This window comes from Fretibacter rubidus, assembly GCF_041429785.1.
Lineage (GTDB): Bacteria > Pseudomonadota > Alphaproteobacteria > Caulobacterales > Maricaulaceae > Fretibacter > Fretibacter rubidus.
Genome location: NZ_CP163423.1, coordinates 1,099,155 through 1,122,064, shown reverse-complemented (window position 1 = coordinate 1,122,064; position 22,910 = coordinate 1,099,155). Strand labels below are relative to the sequence as shown.

At 53.5% G+C, this 22,910-nt stretch carries 21 protein-coding genes and 1 pseudogene; 12 read left to right on the top strand and 10 right to left on the bottom strand.

Annotated features, from left to right (window positions below):
* Nucleotides 1-73 precede the first annotated feature (73 nt).
* Genes AB6B37_RS05365 through rsmA form a run of 3 tightly spaced genes read left to right on the top strand, consistent with a single transcriptional unit; the run spans nt 74 to nt 3,205 of the window.
* Nucleotides 74-1,324 carry a peptidylprolyl isomerase gene (locus AB6B37_RS05365; RefSeq protein WP_371397866.1) on the top strand — a complete coding sequence of 417 codons (1,251 nt, stop codon included), beginning with the start codon at nt 74-76 and terminating at the stop codon, nt 1,322-1,324.
* A 14-nt stretch (nt 1,325-1,338) separates the two neighbouring features.
* Complete coding sequence (gene pdxA, locus AB6B37_RS05360; RefSeq protein WP_371398414.1) at nt 1,339-2,364, top strand: 4-hydroxythreonine-4-phosphate dehydrogenase PdxA; 1,026 nt, start codon at nt 1,339-1,341, stop codon at nt 2,362-2,364.
* Nucleotides 2,354-3,205: a 16S rRNA (adenine(1518)-N(6)/adenine(1519)-N(6))-dimethyltransferase RsmA gene (rsmA, locus tag AB6B37_RS05355; RefSeq protein ID WP_371397865.1), complete on the top strand. Its 852-nt coding sequence runs from the start codon at nt 2,354-2,356 to the stop codon at nt 3,203-3,205. Before pdxA ends, rsmA begins: the two co-directional genes overlap by 11 nt.
* On the opposite strand, the gene gmk is transcribed toward rsmA, so the two are convergent.
* The 7 genes from gmk to fabD all read right to left on the bottom strand — a co-directional run bounded on the left by gmk (nt 3,180) and on the right by fabD (nt 9,243).
* Nucleotides 3,180-3,845 (bottom strand): guanylate kinase, encoded by a 666-nt coding sequence (gene gmk / locus AB6B37_RS05350; protein ID WP_371397864.1) that lies wholly within the window; start codon nt 3,843-3,845, stop codon nt 3,180-3,182. The two genes, rsmA and gmk, sit on opposite strands and share 26 nt — an antisense overlap.
* Complete coding sequence (locus AB6B37_RS05345) at nt 3,835-4,698, bottom strand: YicC/YloC family endoribonuclease (protein WP_371397863.1); 864 nt, start codon at nt 4,696-4,698, stop codon at nt 3,835-3,837. The genes gmk and AB6B37_RS05345 overlap by 11 nt, the downstream gene beginning before the upstream one ends.
* A 5-nt stretch (nt 4,699-4,703) precedes the next feature.
* Nucleotides 4,704-5,810 (bottom strand): endolytic transglycosylase MltG, encoded by a 1,107-nt coding sequence (mltG, locus tag AB6B37_RS05340; RefSeq protein ID WP_371397862.1) that lies wholly within the window; start codon nt 5,808-5,810, stop codon nt 4,704-4,706.
* Nucleotides 5,810-7,105, bottom strand: coding sequence for a beta-ketoacyl-ACP synthase II (fabF, locus tag AB6B37_RS05335; protein ID WP_371397861.1), 1,296 nt, complete (start codon nt 7,103-7,105; stop codon nt 5,810-5,812). The genes mltG and fabF overlap by 1 nt, the downstream gene beginning before the upstream one ends.
* 7 nt (nt 7,106-7,112) lie before the next feature.
* Nucleotides 7,113-7,352, bottom strand: coding sequence for an acyl carrier protein (locus tag AB6B37_RS05330; RefSeq protein ID WP_371397860.1), 240 nt, complete (start codon nt 7,350-7,352; stop codon nt 7,113-7,115).
* A gap of 198 nt (nt 7,353-7,550) precedes the next feature.
* Nucleotides 7,551-8,291: a 3-oxoacyl-[acyl-carrier-protein] reductase gene (fabG, locus tag AB6B37_RS05325; RefSeq protein WP_371397859.1), complete on the bottom strand. Its 741-nt coding sequence runs from the start codon at nt 8,289-8,291 to the stop codon at nt 7,551-7,553.
* Nucleotide 8,292: 1 nt separating this feature from the next.
* Nucleotides 8,293-9,243, bottom strand: a complete 951-nt coding sequence (fabD, locus tag AB6B37_RS05320; protein WP_371397858.1) for an ACP S-malonyltransferase — start codon at nt 9,241-9,243, stop codon at nt 8,293-8,295.
* Nucleotides 9,244-9,470: 227 nt separating this feature from the next.
* Here fabD and AB6B37_RS05315 point away from each other — a divergent pair, with 227 nt between their 5' ends.
* The 6 genes and pseudogenes from AB6B37_RS05315 (at nt 9,471) to AB6B37_RS05290 (ending at nt 17,057) form a co-directional block, all read left to right on the top strand.
* Nucleotides 9,471-11,309 (top strand): hypothetical protein, encoded by a 1,839-nt coding sequence (locus AB6B37_RS05315; protein ID WP_371397857.1) that lies wholly within the window; start codon nt 9,471-9,473, stop codon nt 11,307-11,309.
* A gap of 258 nt (nt 11,310-11,567) precedes the next feature.
* The gene (rpsF, locus tag AB6B37_RS05310) at nt 11,568-11,921 is read left to right on the top strand and encodes a 30S ribosomal protein S6 (protein ID WP_371397856.1); all 354 of its coding nucleotides are present in this window, start codon (nt 11,568-11,570) and stop codon (nt 11,919-11,921) included.
* Nucleotides 11,922-11,926: 5 nt separating this feature from the next.
* Nucleotides 11,927-12,187 carry a 30S ribosomal protein S18 gene (gene rpsR / locus AB6B37_RS05305; protein WP_371397855.1) on the top strand — a complete coding sequence of 87 codons (261 nt, stop codon included), beginning with the start codon at nt 11,927-11,929 and terminating at the stop codon, nt 12,185-12,187.
* A 10-nt stretch (nt 12,188-12,197) separates the two neighbouring features.
* Entirely contained in the window at nt 12,198-12,839 is a 642-nt protein-coding gene (gene rplI, locus AB6B37_RS05300; RefSeq protein WP_371397854.1) for a 50S ribosomal protein L9, read from the top strand.
* A 516-nt stretch (nt 12,840-13,355) separates the two neighbouring features.
* Nucleotides 13,356-15,818, top strand: a pseudogene (locus tag AB6B37_RS05295) (adenosylcobalamin-dependent ribonucleoside-diphosphate reductase); the annotation flags it as partial.
* Between the two features lie 321 nt (nt 15,819-16,139).
* A complete protein-coding gene (locus AB6B37_RS05290; RefSeq protein ID WP_371397853.1) occupies nt 16,140-17,057 on the top strand; it encodes a pentapeptide repeat-containing protein in 918 nt (305 codons plus the stop codon).
* Nucleotides 17,058-17,079: 22 nt separating this feature from the next.
* Here AB6B37_RS05290 and AB6B37_RS05285 read toward each other — a convergent pair whose 3' ends face one another.
* Nucleotides 17,080-19,227 (bottom strand): penicillin acylase family protein, encoded by a 2,148-nt coding sequence (locus AB6B37_RS05285; RefSeq protein ID WP_371397852.1) that lies wholly within the window; start codon nt 19,225-19,227, stop codon nt 17,080-17,082.
* 99 nt (nt 19,228-19,326) lie between these two features.
* On the opposite strand from AB6B37_RS05285, the gene AB6B37_RS05280 reads away from it, so the two are divergent.
* The 3 genes from AB6B37_RS05280 to AB6B37_RS05270 are packed head-to-tail and all read left to right on the top strand — an operon-like array spanning nt 19,327 to nt 20,886.
* On the top strand, nt 19,327-20,037 hold the full coding sequence (locus AB6B37_RS05280) for a DUF533 domain-containing protein (RefSeq protein WP_371397851.1): 711 nt from the start codon (nt 19,327-19,329) through the stop codon (nt 20,035-20,037).
* Entirely contained in the window at nt 20,037-20,393 is a 357-nt protein-coding gene (locus tag AB6B37_RS05275) for a Kazal-type serine protease inhibitor family protein (RefSeq protein WP_371397850.1), read from the top strand. Before AB6B37_RS05280 ends, AB6B37_RS05275 begins: the two co-directional genes overlap by 1 nt.
* Nucleotide 20,394: 1 nt before the next feature.
* A complete protein-coding gene (locus AB6B37_RS05270; RefSeq protein ID WP_371397849.1) occupies nt 20,395-20,886 on the top strand; it encodes a cupin domain-containing protein in 492 nt (163 codons plus the stop codon).
* Between the two features lie 30 nt (nt 20,887-20,916).
* Here the strand turns inward: AB6B37_RS05270 and AB6B37_RS05265 are convergent, their stop codons facing one another.
* Nucleotides 20,917-22,434 (bottom strand): RimK family protein, encoded by a 1,518-nt coding sequence (locus AB6B37_RS05265; RefSeq protein ID WP_371397848.1) that lies wholly within the window; start codon nt 22,432-22,434, stop codon nt 20,917-20,919.
* Entirely contained in the window at nt 22,431-22,877 is a 447-nt protein-coding gene (locus AB6B37_RS05260) for a GNAT family N-acetyltransferase (RefSeq protein WP_371397847.1), read from the bottom strand. Before AB6B37_RS05260 ends, AB6B37_RS05265 begins: the two co-directional genes overlap by 4 nt.
* Nucleotides 22,878-22,910: the final 33 nt, after the last annotated feature.

The window sequence follows — 22,910 nt, the reverse complement described above, 5'->3', positions numbered from 1 at the left end:
GCGGCAAATCAGGCTATAACAGGCGCAATAAGATACCCCGTTTTGGGGCCCTGATAAAACAGGACTGGATGATATGACTTTACGCGGATTATTTTTAACGGCGACAGCCGTCATTGTTGGATTTGGTACAGCAAGCAAAGCGAACGCCCAAGCGACATCCCACGGCATTGCGGCCGTTGTGAATGACGACATCATCACCACCCATGACCTTCGTCAACGTGTGCTGTTTATGCTGGCCACGACGGGCTCAGAACGCGACCAAGCGACCATCGCGCGATTACAACAACAGGCACTACAAAACCTGATTGATGAGCATATCCAATTGCAAGAAAGTAATAAGTTCGAGCAAAACATTTCTGACGCCGAAGTGAACCGCTCTGTCGCGCGTCTGATTGGCCGTAACGGTCTTGACCCAAATGAGGTCGCACAACAACTCGCCTCAATCGGTGTGTCCATCAACACATTGCGGGATCAAGTTAAATCAGAGATTGCCTGGCAGCGTATTGTCAACGGCCTTTATGGCTCTCGCATCCGCATTAGTGACGCGCAGATTGACCAGACAATGTCACGCCTATCCACCAATGCGGACAAGCCGAGCTACCGCGTTGCCGAAATCTTTATCGAAGCCACCCCTGAAATCGGCGGCATGGACGGGGCCATGGAAGGCGGCAAAGCCATGGTATCCCAAGCAACGCAAGGCGCACCCTTCCCGCTCCTCGCGCAGCAGTTTTCATCCGCGCCGAGTGCGGCCAAAGGCGGCGATGTTGGCTGGATACGTCGCGGCGAACTTCGCCCCGAACTGGACGCAGCCCTAGAGACGTTAGAAAAAGGCGAGATTTCACCGCCCATCCAAGTCCCAGGCGGGGTTTATGTCATCGCCATGCTGGACGAACGTATTACAGAATCAGATACGGTGTATAAGCTCCGTCAGGTCAATATTCAGACCACAGACGAGGCGGAGATGGCAGCGGCCATGGCGCGTCTTGACGGTCTTTCGTCATCACTGACCTCTTGCGATACGTTGGAAGATGATGTCGAAGCCATGGACGGTGTCGGCACCGCGGATATGGGCGAAGTAAAGGCCAGCGAAATTTCGGGGCAAATCCTGACGACCATTGAAGCCACAGAGGCAGGTCAATTAAGCGCGCCATTTGAAACGCCGTCTGGCCCCGTTGCGCTATTTGTCTGTGACCGCCAAGTCACGGGCGCCGGCATTCCGACCCGCACAGAAGTTGAAGAACGGTTGATGGACCAACAGCTCGCCCAAGCGTCAAAGCGTCACCTGCGTGACCTGCGTCGCCAAGCGACGATTATGATGCGCTAGCCGCTCTGCGACCCCTGTCCCAAAAACCGCTCGTCCTGACCCTTGGTGATCCTGCCGGAATTGGGCCTGAAATCACCGCTAAAGCTTGGGCCGCGCTAAGACATCAACCAGATTTGGCCTTTGGCTTAATCGGCCCTATCGCATTGATTAAAGGTGTTTTTTCGGACATGGATTTACCTGCGCCAGTCGCAGTTTCAGATTATTCGGACATCCCCAAAACCTTCGCGGACACTCTGCCCGTCATCAATCTTGGGGATAGCCCATTGGTCATCGCCGGCAAACCCGACAGCGCACTTGCCCCTATCATTACGGGCAGCATTGCGGCGGCGGTCACGGCGTGCTTGTCTGGCGAAGCGGCTGGACTGATCACCAATCCAATCGCGAAAGAGGTTCTTTATAAGGCTGGGTTTTCCCATCCGGGTCATACGGAATATCTCGGCGAATTGACCAAAGGCGCGCCCCATTCTGGCCCGCGGGGTCCCGTTATGATGCTATCGGGCGGCGGGCTTCGTGTTGCGCTGGCCACTGTGCATCTGCCCTTAAAAGACGCCGCATCAACGCTTAGCATGGAAACAATTATCAGCACCGCCACGGTGATGCACCATGCCCTTATCCGCGATTTTGGTGTCAAAAACCCGCGCATTGCTCTGACAGGATTAAACCCCCATGCGGGCGAAGGCGGAGCATTGGGGCGCGAGGAATTAGAGATTATCAACCCCGCCGCCAATGCATTGCGTAGTGTCGGCATTAACGCGACAGACGCCAAACCCGCCGATACGCTTTTCCACGCAGAGGCGCGCGAAGGCTATGACGCCGTGCTGGCCATGTATCATGACCAAGGGCTTATCCCCGTCAAAACGCTAGATTTTCACGGCGGGGTGAACATCACATTGGGTCTTCCGATTGTGCGAACATCACCTGATCACGGCACGGCGTTTGGCATTGCGGGGCAAAACATCGCCCGCGCAGACAGTGTGATTGCAGCCATAAAATCCGCGCGCAACATTGCCAACAATAGGGCCAAATCTAATGTTGGATAATCTCCCGACCCTATCCGAAGTCGTGAAACTGCACGGACTTGACGCGAATAAAAAGCTTGGGCAGCATTTCCTGCTCGACAGCAATATTACTGATAAAATCGCCAAGCTGACGACACCGCTGGAAGGCGTCACAGTCGTTGAGATCGGCCCCGGGCCGGGCGGTTTGACGCGTTCTTTATTTAAGATCGGCGCAGAGCGGGTTTTGGCCATTGAAATGGACGCGCGGTTCTTGCCCGCGCTTTCGGATATTGGTGATGCCTCTGGCAAAGAACTTCGGGTCATTAATGACGATGGTTTGAAAGTTGATATTGCTCAGCATAGCTCTGGTGAGGTCAAAATCGCCGCAAACCTACCTTATAATGTCGGCACGAAAATGCTGACCAATTGGCTGACCGCTGACCCGTTATTTTGGACGCGCGCGGTTTTGATGTTTCAAAAAGAAGTGGCCGAACGCGTCGTCGCGGGTGTTGGCGACAAAGCTTATGGCCGCCTTGCGATATTGTCCCAAAGCGTCTGCCAAACCCACCTTGCCTTTGTCGTGCCTGCCCGCGCGTTTTCCCCACCGCCGAAAGTCGATAGTGCCGTCGTGGTTTTGGACGTGCTGCCCGCGCCGTATAAACATCTAAAAGAGTTGGGCCAATTAACAGCGGCCGCCTTTGGGCAGCGGCGAAAAATGCTGCGGCGGTCTTTGAAAACGTTTGGTAAAAAACATGGACTAGAGCCAGAACCGTGGTGCGAAGCCTGCGGCATTGACCCAACAAAACGCCCAGAGGATTTACCCGTCAGCGATTTTCACGCCCTGACTGATTACCTGATTACCCACCGTCAATCAGCGCCTTAACAAAGGGGCCGAGCCACATTTGACGGCGGCGCCTCATACGCTCTGACTGAATAATGGCCTGCACATCAGACAGCGCTTTGTCGACGTCCTCATTAACAATAACATAGTCATATTCCGACCAGCGGCTTATCTCTGATTCTGATTTTGACATACGTTTTGCAATCGTCTCGTCGCTGTCTTGGGCGCGGGTCCGAAGACGGGATTCAAGGGCGCGCATATTGGGCGGCAAGATAAAAATCTTCACAAGATCCTCAACAGCGGCTTGTTCAAGCTGCTGCGCCCCTTGCCAGTCAATATCAAAAATAACGTCGCGTCCCTCGGTCAAGGCCTGCTCGACAGGGGCGCGCGGCGTGCCGTAATGATTGTCAAACACCCGCGCATATTCAAGGAAATCCTCATTTTCTATCATGGCGCTAAATTGATCCTTGGAGACGAAATAATAGTCATGCCCTTCCACTTCGCCGGGGCGCGCTTGGCGCGTGGTCGCCGAGACAGACATCGTCATATTATCATCAGCCGCCATCAAGCGGCGCGTCAGCGTCGTCTTCCCCGCGCCAGACGGTGAGGACAGCACGACCATCAAACCACGACGATTGGATTTTAGCTGATCAATTTCGCTAGGATGATTATCATTCGACATTGGCGGCTTGCTCCCGGAATTGCTCGATGACGCTTTTCATGGACAGGCCGATGCGGGTCAAGGTGATATCGGATGATTTCGCGCAGAGCGTATTGGTTTCGCGGTTAAATTCTTGGGATAAAAACTCAAGCTTTCGCCCAATCGGAGAGCCCTGAGACAGCAGCGCCCTCGCCTGCTCGCTATGGGCGGTCAGGCGATCAAGCTCCTCGCGGACATCGGCTTTGGTCGCCAGTAGGGCAATCTCCGCCGCTAATCGGTCGGGGTCAATATCCACCGCGAGGTCTTTGACTTGGTCTGACAATCGGTCAGCCACAGATTTAGGCTGGGTCGCCGCCGCCTCTGCCGCCTCGATCGTCAGTTTTTCAAGCGCCGACACTGCGGTTTCAAATAATGGCAGCAGTGCTGCGCCTTCGTCGTCGCGCGCCTGCTTTAACGTGGTCGCCACCTCTGTCGCGCCTTGGATCAAGGCGGCCTCTAGACCCTCTTGGGCGACCTCATCTGTGCTGCCCCTGCCTTGGGTCACGACACCGTCAATGGTCATCAAAACTGCCAAATTACTATTGCCGCCTTTGGCCTCAACAAAACGCGCGAGGGTGTCAAAAAGCGCCTCATTAATCGCGACGGTCCCACCCTTATCATCCGCGTTTAAGCTAAGTGAGATTTGCATATTGCCGCGCGTAAAAATATCTGAGAACGCCTTTTTGACAGTGGGTTCAATCGCGCTGACTTCGCTTGGGAGTTTCACGCGTAAATCTAATGTGCGGCCATTGACGCTGCGCACTTCCCATTGCCAGCTATGCCCCGCATATGTGCCCGAAACACGGGCGAAACCTGTCATACCACTGAGCGCCATTAAAACTATCTTCCGCGCCGTTCGCGCTCTATTTTGCGCCATTTGGCGACATTAGCATTATGACCAGCCAGCGTCGGCGAGAACACATGACCACCCGTGCCGTCCGCCACGAAATAGAGGTTGTTAGTCTTTGCCGGATTAAGCACAGCCGCCAAAGCATCGGCACCCGGATTACAAATCGCCGTCTTGGGCAGGCCGTCAATCTGGTAGGTATTCCAATCCGTTTTACGGTCAATTTCAGAACGCCGCAAACCGCGTTGCCGCCCGTCACGCCCCGTTAGGATTTCGCCTTTGCTTATGCCGTAAATAATGGTCGGGTCGGATTGAAGCCGCATGCCGCGCCGCAGACGATTGGTAAAGACCCCCGCCACTTCGGCGCGTTCACCGCCAACACCCGTTTCTTTTTCAACCACAGAGGCGAGGATTATCGCCTCTTCTTTTGTCTTAACGGGTAGACCCTCTTGGCGTGCTTCCCACAGGCGTTTTATCAAGGCGGTTTGGTCGCTCATCATTTTGCGAATGACCGCGTCACGGCTCATACCGCGCGGGGTCATATAGGTTTCAGGCAGCAAGCTCCCCTCTGGTGGGGACAGGCTGATGTCGCCGCTTAAATGATCTGACGCTGCGATGATGCGCAGGATTTGCGCGGTGGTCAGGCCTTCAGGCGCGGTGACAGGGTAAAGGATGGTTTTACCCGAGCTGATGATATTGACAATCTCGGCCATGCTGGCACCCGCAGGGATATTATATTCGCCGACTTTGATGTCGCCGCCAATATCCATGAAACGCGCTTTGGCCCGCAGGATTGTGCCGTTTTCAATGAATCCGCCTGTTTCTAGCAGGGATGATAATCGTGACAGCCCCGCGCCAGACGGCACAGTGAACGCCGTATCCACCGCCAGCGGGCCCGGTTTCTCATAGCTATTTTTAATATAAGACAGCCCCGCAAAGACCGCGATGACCGCAAGAATAATTAGGATAAAGCTAAGCCCAATCAGCCGTTTAAAAAGGCTCGTTTTTTTGACAGGGCTTTGGTTGGGGTTTTGAGCAGGTTTTTCGGGCGCGCGTTTCGCTGTTTTGGAAGATTGCGAGAAGGTCTTTTTAGAGCTCATTACGCTGTCGGCGCTTTGGCAAAAATTACGGCCGCATTGGTCCCGCCAAAACCAAATGAATTTGACATGGCCGCATTTAAGGCAACTTTCTTGGCCGTATGCGGTACCAAATCAATATCGGTTTCCACGGACGGATTATCCAGATTTAGCGTCGGCGGCACAATCCCGTCACGCACAGCAAGGATAGAAAAGACCGCTTCTATCGCGCCCGCCGCGCCGAGCAAATGTCCCGTCGCTGATTTCGTGGACGACAAAGTCAATCCCTTGGCTTTGTCGCCAAATAATTTCTCAACCGCGCGGATTTCAATCTCGTCACCCATAGGCGTTGATGTCCCGTGGGCGTTGACATAACCGATGTCATCAAGACTAAGTCCGCTATTATTGAGCGCCGCCTTCATGGCGCGAAATCCGCCGTCACCATCGGGGGACGGGCTGGTAATATGATAGGCGTCGCCTGATAATCCGTAGCCTTTGAACTCGGCATAAATCGTCGCGCCGCGCGCTTTGGCGTGCTCATATTCCTCAAGGACAACAGCGCCTGCGCCCTCACCCATCAAAAATCCGTCACGGCCCGCATCATATGGGCGTGACGCCTTGGTCGGGTCATCATTGTAACCTGTCGTCATGGCGCGGCACGCCACAAAAGACGCAATGCCCAAACGGCAGACCGCCGCTTCGCCGCCGCCCGCTACCATAACATCTGCGTCGCCGTGCTGGATCAAACGCGCCGCATCACCAATGGCATGAGCGCCCGTCGCACAGGCCGTCACGACCGAATGGTTTGGGCCTTTCAGACCGTGGCGAATAGAAATTTGGCCCGCCGCCAAATTAATCAACATGCCCGGCACCACAAAGGGGCTGAGCCGTCTTGGGCCTTTTTCCGCGAGTGTGATGGAGGCGTTATAGGTTGTCTCAAGACCGCCGATACCCGAGCCGAATAAGACGCCAGAGCGGTATTGTGCGTCCTCGTCTAATTCAGACGGTGACCAGCCCGCATCAGCAAGCGCTTCGTCAGCCGCCGCGATAGAATATAAAATGAAATCATCAATGCGTTTGCGATCGCGCGCGGACAATGTCGCGTCGGGATCAAAACTGGCGGGATCATCATCTGATCCACCGCCGTGCCCATCTTTGCGCGGGACAAGGGCTGCAATCTTGCATCCCAAATCATCAACATCAAAATGAGTGATTTTCTGGGCACCAGAATGCCCAGAAAGAAGATTTTTCCATGCGGCGTCGACACCGCACCCAACAGGGGTAATGAGGCCTAGGCCTGTGACAACAACCCTGCGCATAGCAATCTTACTTGCTTGTCTCTTCAGAGATAAACTTCACAGCTGCGCCGACAGTTTGCAAATGCTCAGCCGCATCCTCAGCGATTTCGATATCAAACTCTTCTTCGAAAGCCATAACCAGCTCTACGTTGTCCAAGCTATCCGCGCCGAGATCATCGATGAAGTGAGCGTTTTCAGTCACTTTATCTTCGTCGACTTCCAAATGCTCAACAACGATTTTTTTTACTTTTGCAAACACATCAGACATATTTAATCCTTTTTCCGACATCGCCAACGCGGCGACAAGTGCAGAGGGCAAATAGGGGGATTTTGAAACAAAACAACCCTTTTCTTAACTCAACGCAGTCACTAACACGGATTCGGTGCAGTGACTAGGCCTGCGGCGCATTGTCCACAGTTTCGCTAAATCCCTGAAAATTACACATAATTTACGGGCGCGAGGTCGTTATATCATCGCCATACCGCCGTTCACATGAAGCGTTTGGCCCGTGACATAATTTGCTTCTTCTGACGCCAGATAGACCGCCGCCGCCGCAATATCACCGCCCGTGCCAAGCTTTCCAGCCGGCACTTTCGCGATTGTCGCCTCTGTCTGCGCTTCATTTAGCGCGTCTGTCATGGGCGAGGTAATGAAACCTGGCGCGATGCAATTGGCGGTCACGCCGCGCGACGCGACCTCTGCGGCCAAGGCTTTAGTAAAGCCAATCATGCCAGCTTTCGATGCCGCGTAATTGGTTTGACCTGGGTTACCTGTAACGCCGACAATGGACGTTATGCCAATAATACGGCCCCAGCGCGCCTTCATCATCGGGCGGAGACACGCCTTTGACAGGCGGAAATAGGCTTCCAAATTGACCTTTTGCACAATGTCCCAGTCTTCTTGCTTCATCCGCATCAAAAGACCGTCGCGCGTAATGCCCGCATTGGCGACAAGGATATCAATACCGCCGCCCAGCGCCTCTGCCGCCTGTTTTGGTAGCGCGTCAACGGCGTCACCATCCGATAGATTACACGGCACTACGGCTGTACGCTCGCCAAGCTCTGCCGCCAGCGCCTCTAGCTTTTCCGCGCGCGTCCCCGATAGGGCCACATGCGCGCCTTGGGCGTGGAGTTGGCGCGCAATGTCTCCGCCGAGACCGCCCGTTGCGCCCGTCACAAGCGCGCGTTTTCCTGTTAAATCAAACATATTATTCCCCTTTTATTGTTTTTGCGAAAGCTTCCAAGCTCTCGGGCGTTGATAAGGCATTGCCGTCAACGCCTTTGACAATTCGTTTTAGCATTTGGGTCAGGACTTTGCCGCATCCGGGTTCAGCGAAGGTGTCTATGCCGCCATCACTGGCCATCCACTCAATCGATTCGCGCCAACGCACACGACCTGTGACCTGCGTGACCAGATCGCTGCGGATTTGATCCGCGTCCGTGACAGGGCGCGCGGTGACATTGTTCACCACAGACACGCGCGGAGCGTTTATTATCGTATCCGCCAGCGCGTCTTTCATCGCCTCCGCCGCTGGGGCCATCATATCGCAGTGGAACGGCGCGGAGACGGGCAGGATAACCGCCTTTTTAACGCCAGCGTCGCGGGCAAAGACGCAAGCAGCCTCAACGGCGGCGACTTCACCAGATAGCACGATTTGGCCTGTGGCGTTATCATTGGCGATTTGGCAGATGCCGTGCTTTGCGCCTGCACTTGCTGCCGCTTCGGCGTCTTCAACAGATGCGCCCAATAGCGCCGCCATAGCGCCAGCCCCCACGGGAACGGCCTTTTGCATAGCGTCACCCCGAAGCCGCAGCAGACGCGCTGTGTCAGACAGGCTAATCGCGCCCACAGCGCACAGCGCAGAATATTCACCCAGTGAATGTCCCGCAACGAAGCTGGCCGCTGTGACGTCCACATCAAATTCGTCCTTGAGCGCCGCGATTGCCGCGACAGATGTCGCCATTAAAGCGGGCTGCGTATTAGATGTTAAGGTCAGTTCATCCTCTGGCCCGTCCCACATTAGCTTTGATAGGTTTTGCGACAGCACGTCATCAACTTCTTGGAAAACGGCTTTAGATGCGGGAAAAGCGTCCGCCAACGCTTGACCCATACCAACGAATTGGCTGCCTTGGCCCGGAAAAATGAATGCAAATGCCATAGTTGTTCCCATCAGACGTTAAAAGCGCGACGCTTATTCTAAATCTTTGGTGATTAGATGCGTGAGCAGCGGGCGAAGGTCAAGCGGCCTTGAGCCGAAAAATTGACCCCCATTTTAAGAAATTGCGATGTTTCACTGTGAAACAGCGTCGTGGTTAAACCTTCATTAAGTAACTCACTACATGCTGGTCTAGTGTGGGATTCGATAACTCTGGCTGGGATGCAGCAATGAATTTTTTTAAGAAAAACAAAGAGTCCAAGACAAATACCACCGATACCGCCCCAACGCATGATGTTGATCAGGTCGCGGCAGACGGCGGCACAGTGTCTGATACTGGACCATCACACACCTATACAGCGTCTGATTCAGAGCGTGCGGCCAAAGAAGAAGCCCGCCGCGCCGAATTTCTTGCGATGCTTGCCGAAGAAGAACGCCAACACAAAGGACGCATGCAAGCGCAACGCGGTGACGTGACTGACGGCCCAGAGGCTGTTCCAGAGCCTGTTGACGAGCGCCCCCAAGACATTTTCGCGGACGAAACCCTGCGCGACATGGCCCCTGCAGAGCCGCTTTACACACCAGCGCCCATTGCGCCCGCAAATCACCTAGCGCCCACGGCTGAGCCAGCCCCCGCATCAAACCGTGCCGCAGCGCTCGGTATTGGCGGCGACGCGTTCCTGACCAGCAGCAAGCCTGATTATTCGCCCAACTTCTCGGCGGAATTATCGGAAAAAACAAAGTCTGTAGACGTCACGCCAAAATCCAATGCCCCCGTGGACTTTATCGACGCGATTGACCCCTCTATTGATATGGGCCAGCCGCTGACACGCCGCATGAATATGGGCGAATTGCGCACAGATGTTGCACGCATCACATCCGATATTGATAACGGAGAAGCCCTTTACCGCCGCGCGCAGCAACGTGTGTCCTCACTCCTTACTTTTGTTGAGCGCGCGGAAGTTGATTTCTCGCTTCTTGACCGGTTGGAGCCTGAAAATCGCCGTTTAAAGGCGCGTAACCGTACGCTGTCTAGCGAAGTTGAAACGCAAAGCCATAAAATCAACGTCCTGCAATCGGACCTTGATGAGCATCGCCGCCGTCTGGCCGAAGCCAAGGCGCAATACGATACCGCCAACGGCTCGCTGGCCCGCTCTATGAAGGCGGTATCAGACCGTGACCGCGAAATTAAACGCCTGAATGAAGAACTGAACTCTCTTGTTCTTAAGATGGACCGCCTACGCACATCTGGTGAGGTCGAAACCCGTGAAAACGCTGCGCTGCGTGACCGTATCGCTCAGGTGTCTGACGCGTTAGAAACAGTGAAAACCGAGCGCACAACCCTGTCGAAAATGGCAGAGAGCTTGAAAATTGATTGTGACGACCACCGTCAAGGCCGCGACCGCTTGCAAAGCGAGGTCCATGACCTGCGCCACGCCCTTGATTCGGCGCAAAAGCAAAACAACCAGATGAAAGGCGAAATGGTCGCCCTTCATGAGGAAATCACGACATTTAAAACGCAATATGAGTTTAATATCATCAGTCGTGACGACCGGATTTACTCGCTGGAAGCCCAAATCGAAGACCTGTCAAAGCAACTTCAGATTAAAGACGAAATTGTAGCCTCGGCGTCGAAGGACGTCTCTGAGCTTCGCAAGCAACGCACAGCGCAAGAGCTAGAGCGTGAACGCCTAGAGAAGATGATAGAAGGACAGTCATTTCAACTGGACGACGCGCAGTCACAGCTTTTGAAATCCAAAGAAAACATGCAAGAGCTTGATCAGCGTTACCGTGATGTGGCCACAGCCTTATCGGTCAATCAAACCCGCCGCACGGTGACAGAACCCGCAGCATCGCCTGATATTTATCCTGAAATGGATTTTGTCGCCCCGCCCAAGGAAGACGCCGTCACGACGAAAGGTGCGCGTGCCGCTGCCGATCCAGAACAAGCTCAAGCGATTGACCAACTTGGCGACCAAATTGGTGATGAATTAACAGGCGAGACTGAGCAATCTATTGAGGACCGCATCATGGATTATAAATTAGGTCTGCGTAAGAACATCTTCTAGGTCAAACACCCTTTAGACGGCTTCAATATGAGAATTAAAACCCGTGAGGTCACCTCGCGGGTTTTTTCATGCTTAAATCCCCGCTAAACCCCAGCTTTGCCCTTGTTTTAGCGGAATAAGCGTGTATTAACCGCGCTTCCTTGGATGCGGTCCAACTATTTTCTATCGGCATGGGGTCGATATAATAGGCGGAACCATCGCCGACGCCCTGCCTTCACGGGGACCACGCGCCGCATTCGTTACATTGAAGGGGACTTTATGTCACTTTACGAGCATGTGATCATCACACGCCCTGACATGTCTTCGGCCCAAGTCGAAGAATTTGTCGCGGATACAATCCGAAAATTTGAAAACCACGGCGGAAAAGCTGGCAAGACCGAATATTGGGGTCTTCGCAATTTGGCTTACCGCGTTAAGAAAAACCGCAAAGCGCATTACAGCCTTATCGAGATTGATGCGCCAGCCGCTGCGATTCACGAGATTGAGCGTCAGCACCGCATTAACGAAGACGTGTTGCGTTATATGAGCGTTCGCGTTGAGGAATTTTCCGCAGATCCATCACCTATCCTGGCCAAGCGCGAAGAGCGTAAACGCCGTGACAAGAGAGATTAGAGACCATGGCAAAGCAAGAAATCCGTATTGAGAACCTGCCGTCACGCACCTCATTCCGTCGTCGTCGCAAAGTCTGTCCATTCTCTGGTGAGAACGGCCAAACAATCGATTATAAAGATCCAAAAATGCTCGCGCGTTACATGTCTGAAAAAGGCAAAATCGCACCGTCACGGATCACCGCTGTTTCTGGTAAAAAGCAACGTGAGCTTGCCCGCGCTATCAAGCGTGCGCGCGTTCTGGCCCTTTTGCCATATGAAACGAAATAGGAGATAGGTCATGGACGTAATCCTTTTAGAACGTATCGAAAAATTGGGTGCCATGGGCGATGTCGTCTCTGTTAAGCCCGGTTTTGCCCGTAACTTCCTACTTCCACAGGAAAAAGCCCTTCGCGCCACGAAAGCCAACAAAGCCCGCTTTGAAGCTGAACGTGAATTCCTAGAGGCTCGCAATGCTGAAAACGCTGCGCAAGCCGCTGAAGAAGGTAAAACAATCGATGGCAATAGCTATGTGGTCATCCGCAACGCTGGTGAAACAGGTCAGCTTTACGGCTCTGTTTCTGCTCGCGATATTGCTGAGACTATCGATAACCCTGTCAAGCGCAGCATGGTTGTTCTTGAACAGCCCATTAAAGCCTTGGGCCTACATGAGGTGAAAATCCGCATGCACGCTGACGTCACAATCACTGTGACGATCAATGTGGCCCGCTCTGAGGACGAAGCTGAGCGTCAAGCCGCTGGTGAAGACGTGATTGCAGCGCAAATGGAAGAAGCGAAAGCCGACGACCGCGAAGCTGCTGCTGAACGCGCGGCCCTTGCTGTGGACATGTTTGAAGGCGACCGCGACGCGGACTTTGGCGACAATGAAATGCCAGAAGAACGCGCAGAAAAGCCCGCCCCTGCTGGCGATGAAGCCGAGTAGGTCTTAGGACATTAGAGTTTAGAAAGCCCGGTCATTTGACCGGGCTTTTTTGTGGGCGGGCATCAGGACGCGGATGATTACTCTGTCATTCCGACGTGGCCCGCCGGGACGGTTAGGGAGCATGTCGTGACGGTGCGGCAATCGACATAGTTTAGTTCCTTTGGAAACAGAACGACATGGGTTCCGGGCGCTCTTTGAGCGCGGCGGAATGACGTGAAAAATTGAAAACCTGCCGCCCAGCTAGCAGCACAGTAAGCTTTGTTATGTGATCAGTTCATTAATGGGTAAAGGGACGTTTCTGCGTCCCCTCGACAATCAGTAATCTGTCATTCCGACGTGGCCCGAAGGGACACCCGGAAACCATGCGGTGACGGTGCGGCAATGTGCGAATCTAACATGTGCCTAAAATTCACGACCTAGATTTCGGGCAATTTTTTAGGGCGGCGCAATGACGAGACGGATTGAAGGCCCCGCTCCCAGCTTGCACCTCTGCCCCCGCATCCCTACATCTAGCCTATGCAAATTGCGCGACATTTCACCACCGCTGGCACGTCGCCTTATGACGGTATCACGTTCAAAACGGCGTCATCAGAGCTGCGCCATGCCTCGGGTGAATTGGTGTCTAAAACGGCGGACTTCATAGCCCCAGAGGCCTGGTCGCAAATGGCCTGTGATATACTGGCGCAGAAATATTTCCGCCGTGCAGGCGTGCCGAGCGAAACTGTGGCAGTACCAGACCCCGACGTCCCGACCTGGCTCCAACGGCGCGAGGCGACGCAGAACGCAAGCTTTGGCGGCGAAAGCGACGCGCGCCAAGTGTTTGACAGATTATCTGGATGCTGGACGTATTGGGGCTGGAAGGGCGGATATTTCAACACCGAGTCTGACGCCCGCGCCTTTTATGATGAAATGCGCTATATGCTGGTCAATCAAATGGCGGCCCCCAATAGTCCGCAGTGGTTTAACACGGGGCTGCACTGGGCTTACGGCCTATCTGGTGAGGCAGACGGGCATTATTATATCGATTACCGCTCTGGCAAAGCCCACGCCTCCACATCGGCTTATGAACACCCCCAGCCCCATGCTTGTTTTATCCAATCGGTCAAAGACGACCTACTGGGTGCTGACGGGATTATGGATTTATGGCTGCGTGAAGCGCGTTTGTTTAAATACGGCTCTGGTACGGGCTCGAACGTATCAGCCATTCGCGCCGTCGGCGAGCCATTATCAGGCGGCGGGCAGTCATCAGGCTTAATGAGCTTTTTGAAAGTGGGCGACACATCGGCGGGCGCAATTAAATCAGGCGGCACGACGCGGCGCGCGGCGAAAATGGTCATTGTTGATATTGACCATCCCGAAATTGATGCCTTTATCAATTGGAAATCAGGCGAGGAAACCAAAGTCGCCGCCCTTGTCGCTGGGACGCGGGTCATCAAACGCGCGCTTGATGCCATAATGAAAACTGAAGAGGCGGAAGCGGTTCAAGAGCTGATCGAGGCTGCACGCCATGACGGTATTGCCGACGGCCTGATCGCGCGGGCTTTGTCGTTAAAGCACCAAGGCTACACATCGATTGATATATCTGAGTTGACCGTGGATTGGGACAGCGAAGCTTACGCCACTGTCAGCGGACAAAACGCCAATAATTCCGTGCGTGTGACAAACGCCTTTATGGACGCCGTTGAGAAAGACGCAACGTGGGATTTGCTGCGCCGCACAGATGGGGCGGTGGTAAAATCCGTCAAGGCGCGGGACTTATGGGGCCGTATTAGCAAAGCCGCTTGGGCCTGCGCCGATCCAGGGCTGCAATTTCACGATACGATAAATGATTGGAACACATGCGCGCGAGACGGCGATATTGTCGGCTCTAACCCCTGTTCTGAATATATGTTTCTGGATGATACGGCGTGTAATCTGGCGTCGCTAAATCTAGTGACATTCTTGGGTGATGATGGGGGCTTTGACATCGACGCCTTTAAACAGGCCGCGCGTCTGTGGACCATTGCGCTGGAAATATCTGTGATGATGGCGCAGTTCCCGTCAAAGGCGATTGCGCAGCGGTCCTATGATTATCGAACATTGGGGCTGGGCTATGCCAATCTTGGCGGATTGCTCATGCGCAGCGCTGTGCCATATGATAGTGACGCGGGGCGCAATATTGCGGCGGCGATCACGGCACTCTTATCGGGTGTAGGATACGCAACATCGGCGGATATGGCCAAGGAACTGGGGGCTTTTGCGCGGTATAAGCACAATAAATCAGCCGTCATGCGGGTGATGAAAAATCACCATGCCGCCGCCTTGGGCAAAACGGATAGGGCCGATTATGACGGCTTGTCTATCCTGCCCATCGCCTTATCAGACACGGCCCTACCGGACGGGTATGACGGCCTGATAGATGACGCCAGAAACGCTTGGAATCACGCGCTCACCTATGGCCGCAAATACGGCTATCGTAACGCCCAAATCAGCGTCATTGCACCGACAGGAACCATTGGTCTCGTTATGGATTGCGATACAACAGGGGTTGAGCCTGACTTTGCGCTTGTGAAATATAAAAAGCTCGCGGGCGGCGGGCATTTTAAGATCGTCAATCAATCTGTACCCGTTGCGCTGCAAAAGCTAGGCTATGCGGAGGAGCGCCAAGACGCCATTATCAGCCATATTGACGGTTTGGGCGGCATAGAACTTGCCCCCTATATCAAGGCCGAACATCTAGCCGTCTTTGATTGCGCCACACCTTGCGGCAAACACGCCACACGTAGCCTGTCGCCCGATGCGCATTTATTGATGATGGCCGCCGTGCAGCCCTTTATCTCTGGCGCGATTTCAAAGACGGTGAATATGCCCAAAACCGCCACCATTGATGATGTCGCGCGCAGTTACCTAAAGGCTTATCACTTAGGGCTGAAAGCGGTCGCCATATACCGCGACGGCTCTAAGCTCTCCCAACCGTTAAGCGGCGATGATTTTGACGCCATCTTTGAGCATGAGCCAATTTATACCCAAGACGGCGCGGACGACATTGATATCTTGGCGAAATCCATCGATGCGGTCGACCGCGAATTTAGTCCCAAACGCCCCGATGACCCGCGACCGCCCTTACCCGCTAATGCAGAATTTACGTCGCAGAAATGCATAGATTGCGGTCATCAGACGATGGTGCAAGTCGGCACCTGTCAGCGCTGTGAGACCTGCGGCTCGACGACGGGATGCTCTTAGCTCGCCCCTACATTTGGCGCTGTATATTACCATTATTTTAGTTAAACACGGGCCAAATTTGCGTGTATAACGCGCATCGTGAGACCGATATTTTTATCTTCTGCGGCTGTTGTTAGCCTTGCGATTATGGGCCTTAGCCAGGCCGCGAGCGCGCAAATCCGCGTTGATGCGCGGTTACATACGTCCTCTGGCTCTTGCCCCAGCTGTAACCTGTCAGGGCAAACTATGCCGGGTATGACGCTGCGCGATAGCAATTTTGCTGGGTCGCAATTTAATAATGCCAATCTAAGCGGCGGAAAATTTGACCGCTCCAACCTCTCAGGCACGCAGTTTCACCGCGCGTTTTTGGCCCGCGTCGAAGGCACAAATGTGAATATGGCCGAAGCGTCATTTCGCGACGCGACATTATCAGAAGCCAATCTAACAGGGTCAAACCTGACGAAATCTGATTTACGCCGTGCTGACCTCTCCCGCGCAACCTTCCTTGATAGTGACTTCACCGACGCCGACCTGACCAGTGCCAATGGGTCGAGTGTGAACTTTACCGGATCACAATTTCATAATGCGCGCTTTGACCATATGAACTTACACGGTGCAAATCTGGACGATGCTGTCTTTCACGGCGTAAAATTTGGCAATGCCGTCGTGCTGGACGCCTCTATGGTGGGCGCAGATATTTCCAATGCGGATTTGTCTATGGTGCAAGGGTTAAAACAAGCCCAACTCGATGTCGCTTGCGGGAATGCCAACACAATCTTGCCGATGGGCCTATCCGTCAGCTATTGCGAAAGCGCGATGATGGATAGCCATAGCGAGATTGACCATGCGGCCTTATCCCCGCAAATGTACCGCGCCGCCAAACGCTTGGATAAGGCCATTGGTGACGTCGAAAAATTATTACAAGGCGTCGATGCCAATGACCGCAATATGCGCCGTCAGTTACAAGGTATCCACGCCGACCTCATCTCCTCGCGCCGCGCGATAGAAGCGCAATAGCCCCTCTCTTGTGCGCGCGCTCTTACCGCCGAGATCCGGGGCGGTAGGTCTCTTTTGCAATCTCTTGCACGGCTTCCCACGACATCGGCATAGGCTTATACGCGCCGCGCGCGAATAGCCCGACTTGGTCGTTATAATGCGGTGATGTCTCGTCCAGTGTGGCCGCGCCGTATTGGTGCACGCTATCAAGCCGCAGCGTCCCATCAGGGGCCCAATCGGCAACCATGATGTGTGTGTCGCCAGCAAGCGCGTTCATCATGCCGTCATCCGCCACATCCGCCGGGTCACCGTAAATCGCCCGCAAGACATCGGGCGCGCCGTCCAATGCCATATTCACATCACCGCGTATGATGCGGTTGACCTCTCCCCATTCGGGATCTAGCCGCCCGTGCGTACTCATCAGCAAATCAATAGTACTGGCTAGTGCCTTTTCTGGCGGCATCAGCGTTTCAATATATTGACTACCCAAAGCTTGCACTCCTGTCAGGACAGCCAGCGCCGCGCCGCGATTGCCGATGTCTGTGCCGCCGTCCCAATTGGATAGAACCGCTTTTGCCTCATCAATATAAGGCCCGTCTAAATCCGCCGCCAGCAAGTCAGCAACCATGCTCCGCAGTGTTGAGTTTTCCGAATAAATACTATCCGCACGGTAAGACAGGAGGTCATCACGCGTGATGGACGGGTCTTCTGATAATAGCTCCAACCCCCGAAGCCCGCGATTGGTCATGCGAGTTGGAACACCAAATGTGTCTGAGAAATCTGCACGGTTTGGCGTACTGCCCGGTTCACTCATGTAAAACGGATCGTGATTGGCTGAAAATAACCATCCAGATTCAGGATTGTATTTTTGTGGTAGAGCGCTGACGGGCATTGTTTCTGTCCAAATCAACTCTGATCGATCGCCTGGCAAAACACTGCCCCAATCGGGGCCTTCGATACGCTTTGGCATACGAGCATTATAAAGGGCACCGATATTGCCGTTTTTATCAGCATAAATCATATTAAATGACAGCAAGGCATTTTGGTCGAGCGCCGCTTTCCACTGCTCAAAGCTTGTGGCTTTGCCCATGGCATACCACTGCTCAATTTGCTCCACCTCGCCCAGACCAGCAAAGCGAATGGCGTAATGGCCTGTCTCGGTCGACAGGACAGGGCCGTGATCCGACCAAAGAACGTCACGGTTCACAGGGAGCGAGAAAGGCCCCCAAAGCTTCACGCGGAATTTGGATGTGGAGCGTTCAAAATCCTTCCACTGCCCATCAATTTTATACTGGCGCGGCTTTTTCTCTCGGTCAGTTGTCAACGCATAGACATCAATCAAATCTGGCTTATTCACCGTCTGGCCCCAGCCGTGATGGGGGGTCACACCCTGCGCGAGATAAGGCACACCCGCAAAGTTCGCCCCCGCGATATTTAGGCCTTCGCCCGACATCATATGCGCTTCATACCAGGCATATCGCCCCGTCATCGGTTGGTGGCTATTGATTATCAGCCTTGTATGACCATCATCAGAGCGTTTGGGCGCAACAGCGAAAGCATTCGATCCGCGCACAGCAGGCGTCAGTGTACCGAGTGAAGCGTCCCGTCCCCACGGCGATACGGCGGGGCGGTCCTCTGCGGTGAACAGCGCCTTTAAATCTTCATCCATGCGGTAGAAAAACGGCGTACTAAAGGTAAAGCCCGCAATCACGTCTTGCGCCGTAATGGGCAGCAGATCATCCAAAACATCGTCAGGATTATTCACGCCGTAAAAATTAATCCCATCGGCATAGGCGGTTGCAACCGCTTTGACAGCATCGTTCAAATGGCTGTCATATTTTGTCTCGACGAAATGATAGACTTTGAACAAATCATTTAAGTAGTCCAAAGGCGCAGAGCTTTTCCCGTGGTAACGGGCCGCCTCTCCGCGCGTTTCAATCAGGGCTTGTTGCATGACCGCCCATTCATCTTCTGCCTGGGCGTAAGCTAGGCCGAAGGACGCATCAGCGTCTGTTTTGCCGTAGATGTGGGGCACGCCGTAGCCGTCGCGGATAATCTGTACGTCATAATTCGCCGCCGCTTGTTTAATCTCTGCCACGTCATGATCGCGCATATTGGGCGTTTTCAGATAAATCGCACCAATGATGACCGCTAGGCCAAACAGTCCCAAACCCCATTTTACAAATCGCATAATATCCCCAAAGCTTTCGTCTTTATTTTCGCTTATAGCATGGGCGGGTCTGTGCTATCGTTCAAGCGAAAATACAATTGGGGACAAGTGGAGAGCATCATGAGCAATCAAAACATCACAGCGCAAGATTTATTAAATCAAATCCTAGAGGCAGGTCGCGACCTTGCCAAACAAGGCGCAGAGCACACATCCGAACTCACCGCCAAAGGCAAAGACATCGCCGCCAAGGGCGAGGACATTTTGGTTGATAAATTGGGCGTCGAGGATACGGAAGTCTCACGCGAGGCGCTGCGTAAAGGTGTTGGCGCAGGTGCCGCTGCGGGCGCATTGGCCCTTTTGCTATCATCGCGTTCTGGGCGCAAATTAGCCACAATGGGCGGGCTTGCAGGACTAGGCTTGCTGGCATTTAAAGCCCATAAAGCGGGTAAAATGCCCACAAGCGCCGACGAGGTTATTGGTCTATTGAAAGGCCCAAGCGCGGATGCCCGCGCCGATGTCTTGCTGGCCGCTATGATATCTGCCGCCAAGGCGGACGGCGAAATCCATGACGAAGAACTGGCCCTGATTAAGGCCCATGACGGCAGTTCCGTTGCTGCATTAGAGGCTGCACTGGCCCGTCCCGCCGACCCCAAAGCCGTTGCGGCCATGGCCAGCAGCGAGCAAGAATCTGCCGAGATTTACGCCGTGTCCTGCCGCATCGCTAACGGCCTGAACCCCAAAGAACGCGATTACCTTGATAAGCTAGCTATGGCGCTTCGGATGGATCCAGATTTAGCCGCGAAAATTGAAACGGATGTGAGAACAGGCTAATGCGCGCGCTCTTCAGTCTAATTATCGCAGGCTTCATGCTCAGCGCTTGCGCACCACGTTATGACGGAGGTGGCCCGCAGCCCTATCCGCAACCCACGCCTAGCACTACCCTTGGCCAAAGCTGCGGCGGCTTTACCGCTGGCCCTGCCCCGTCCTGTTCTGGCCCGAATGAGTTTTGCCGCCGGTCCATTGGTGATTTTTGCGGGGCGGCAGATGCGCCCGGCACATGCACTGTGATACCCCAGGCTTGCACTATGGATTACAATCCCGTTTGTGGATGTGACGGAAAAACCTATCCTAATGAATGTGCCGCCAATGCCCAAGGGGTCAGCGCCGCCACAGCAGGGGAATGCTGAAATGACCCTTTTTAAAGCCAGCCTTATTGCGGTATCAATAACCGCTTTAGGCGCGTGCGTCCAAGCTACGCCAGAGAGCAAAAGCGGAGAAAACGGTGCGGCTGCCTCGCAAATCATCAGCCAGTCAGAGACCGCCGCAGATGCCGCCGATTGGGGCACATTCTATCCTTATTTCACCGACGACACCCATGTCCTAAAACCCGTTCTGGTTGGGGTCGCCAAGATTAAAGCGGGCGAGCAAATTCACCATCCCCACCGCCACGCTGATGAAGAATATTTGATGGTAACTGCGGGACGCGGGACATGGTCACTGAACGGGGTAGACCGCCCCGCTAAAACGGGCGATATATTATTTGCGCGCGCATGGGATTATCACGGCATTACCGCAGCCGATGACAGTCCGCTAGAATTTGTCGTGTTTAAATATTCCGGTCGTCACATTGACGCCCCCGCCGACCCGCAACCTGATTTGCCCGAAGAGCAAATCAAATAGCGTAGAGGTTACTCACGATAGCACCGGTTTTTAGCGTCTATCGATGCGGGTTTTGAAATGCTCTAGCACCGTTTGATAGAGCGTGTCTTTTAGGATTTGGTCTTCGACGCCCGCATCAATATTAGGGTTATCGTTAATCTCGATCACCACGGCCTGTCCGTCAATTTCTTTAATATCCGCGCCGTAAAGCCCGTCGCCAATGACGGCACAGGCTTTGAGGGCCGTATCGATAACAAAGTCTGGAACATCGGCTATTGGGACACAAACCGCATCCCCCGTATCGGCATCGCCTTTGTTTGCCGCTGAACTGGCGTGATTGTAAATCTGCCAATGGCCCCTTGCCATAAAATATTTACAAGCAAAAAGAGGGGTGCCGCCAATGACAACGATGCGCCAATCAAAATCGGATTTGACGAAATCCTGCAACAAGATAATCTCTGATTTTTTGAACATCTCCGCCGCGCGACTTTCCAAATCCGCTTGGGATGTTACTTTATAAACCCCCCGCGAAAATGACCCATCTGGCACTTTTAAGACTTTTGGAAATCCTGCGGGATCAATAAGTGGCATGGCTTTTTGACGGCGATAAAGGAATTGTGCGCCTGGCGTTGGGATATTATGTTTCTTCAACATTTCTTGCAAATAAACTTTGTTGCAACAGCGTAAAATCGACTGTGGATCATCAATAACAACCATATCTTCTCGCGCCGCCTTTTGTGCAAAGCGGTAAGTATGATCATTGACCGCCGTGGTTTCACGAATAAATAGCGCGTCAAATTCAAGCAAAGAATCAATATTAGCCTTGGTAATTAATTCAACATAAAATCCCATTTTACGACCGACACGGATGAAATTTTGCAAGGCGCGTTTATTAGACGGCGGGTAAACCTCTTGCGGGTCATACAATATGGCAAGCCAATATTTTGGTGCCACTTGCGCGTTGTTATCCTCACCCCACGCATGGCCCGAAAACTCATTTAGCGACTCATTAAAGGCGGCACTATCAGCTTCGATATGGGCGAGGCTCACGCTATCAATATCGCGAATATGCAGGCGTCCATTCTTATGAGCGAGCGATATTTTCATCGCAGGCAGTCGGAAAGCGTCAAACACTTTGCGCGTAAAGCCTTGTAAATCCGGATGATCCGCTCGTCCGAAATAAGAAACAATCTCAACCCGCCCTACTGTTGCCGCCGCACAATCAGCCTCATTGAGTGCCAGTTCCAACGCCGCGAAACTATCCGAATGAAGGCGCTTCCATGTCGCATGAATAACACTGGATACGGTCGGTAGGCAGCGCACACCGCGCGCATCTGCCAAAAGCGAGCAATAATAAGACGTGGTGAGATAACCGTAATCATGGCTAAGGTTTATCACCCGTGTACGGCGGTTTACGCGGGCATGAGGTCCAAAATCCTCTGCAATAAACTGCGCGGGGCTCACACAGATACGGCCTAGGGCGGGCGCAATGACGTCCAGCTTCAGCGGGCTGATAATAATCCATTTTAAGGCGGGTACTTTGCTGCTGGCTAAGGACGAGTGTGTCATTGATGTAATGCCTTTCGCATCACCACGGCGTCTATACCGTCGTCATAATAAGCTTTACGTGTTTTCAGTTTCACATAGTCCAAGCTATCATAAAGTCCTATCGCGGCCTGATTATCAGCGCGCACTTCTAGGCTGATAGCGACTTTATCCGTATGGGTTTCTAAGGTGAGAAGCAGTGACCGCGATAAGCCGCGACCTTGAAATTTAGGGTCAATAGCAAGCGAATATAAACGTGCGGCCTGCGCGGTCTGGCGGTGCAGGATTAGGCCGTAACCGACGATATGCTGGTCAACGTCACAGACCAACATCACAGCTCGCGGGTTAAATATCATCATCTTTAGCGAACGACGCGACAGACGGTTGCCCGTAAAGGCACGATTTTCAATATCAACGAGTGTGTCCAAGTCGGACGAGGTTGCGTGACGCATTATGGGTCGGATCATTGACGCTCAAGCGCTCCAAATCTCGGGCAAAAA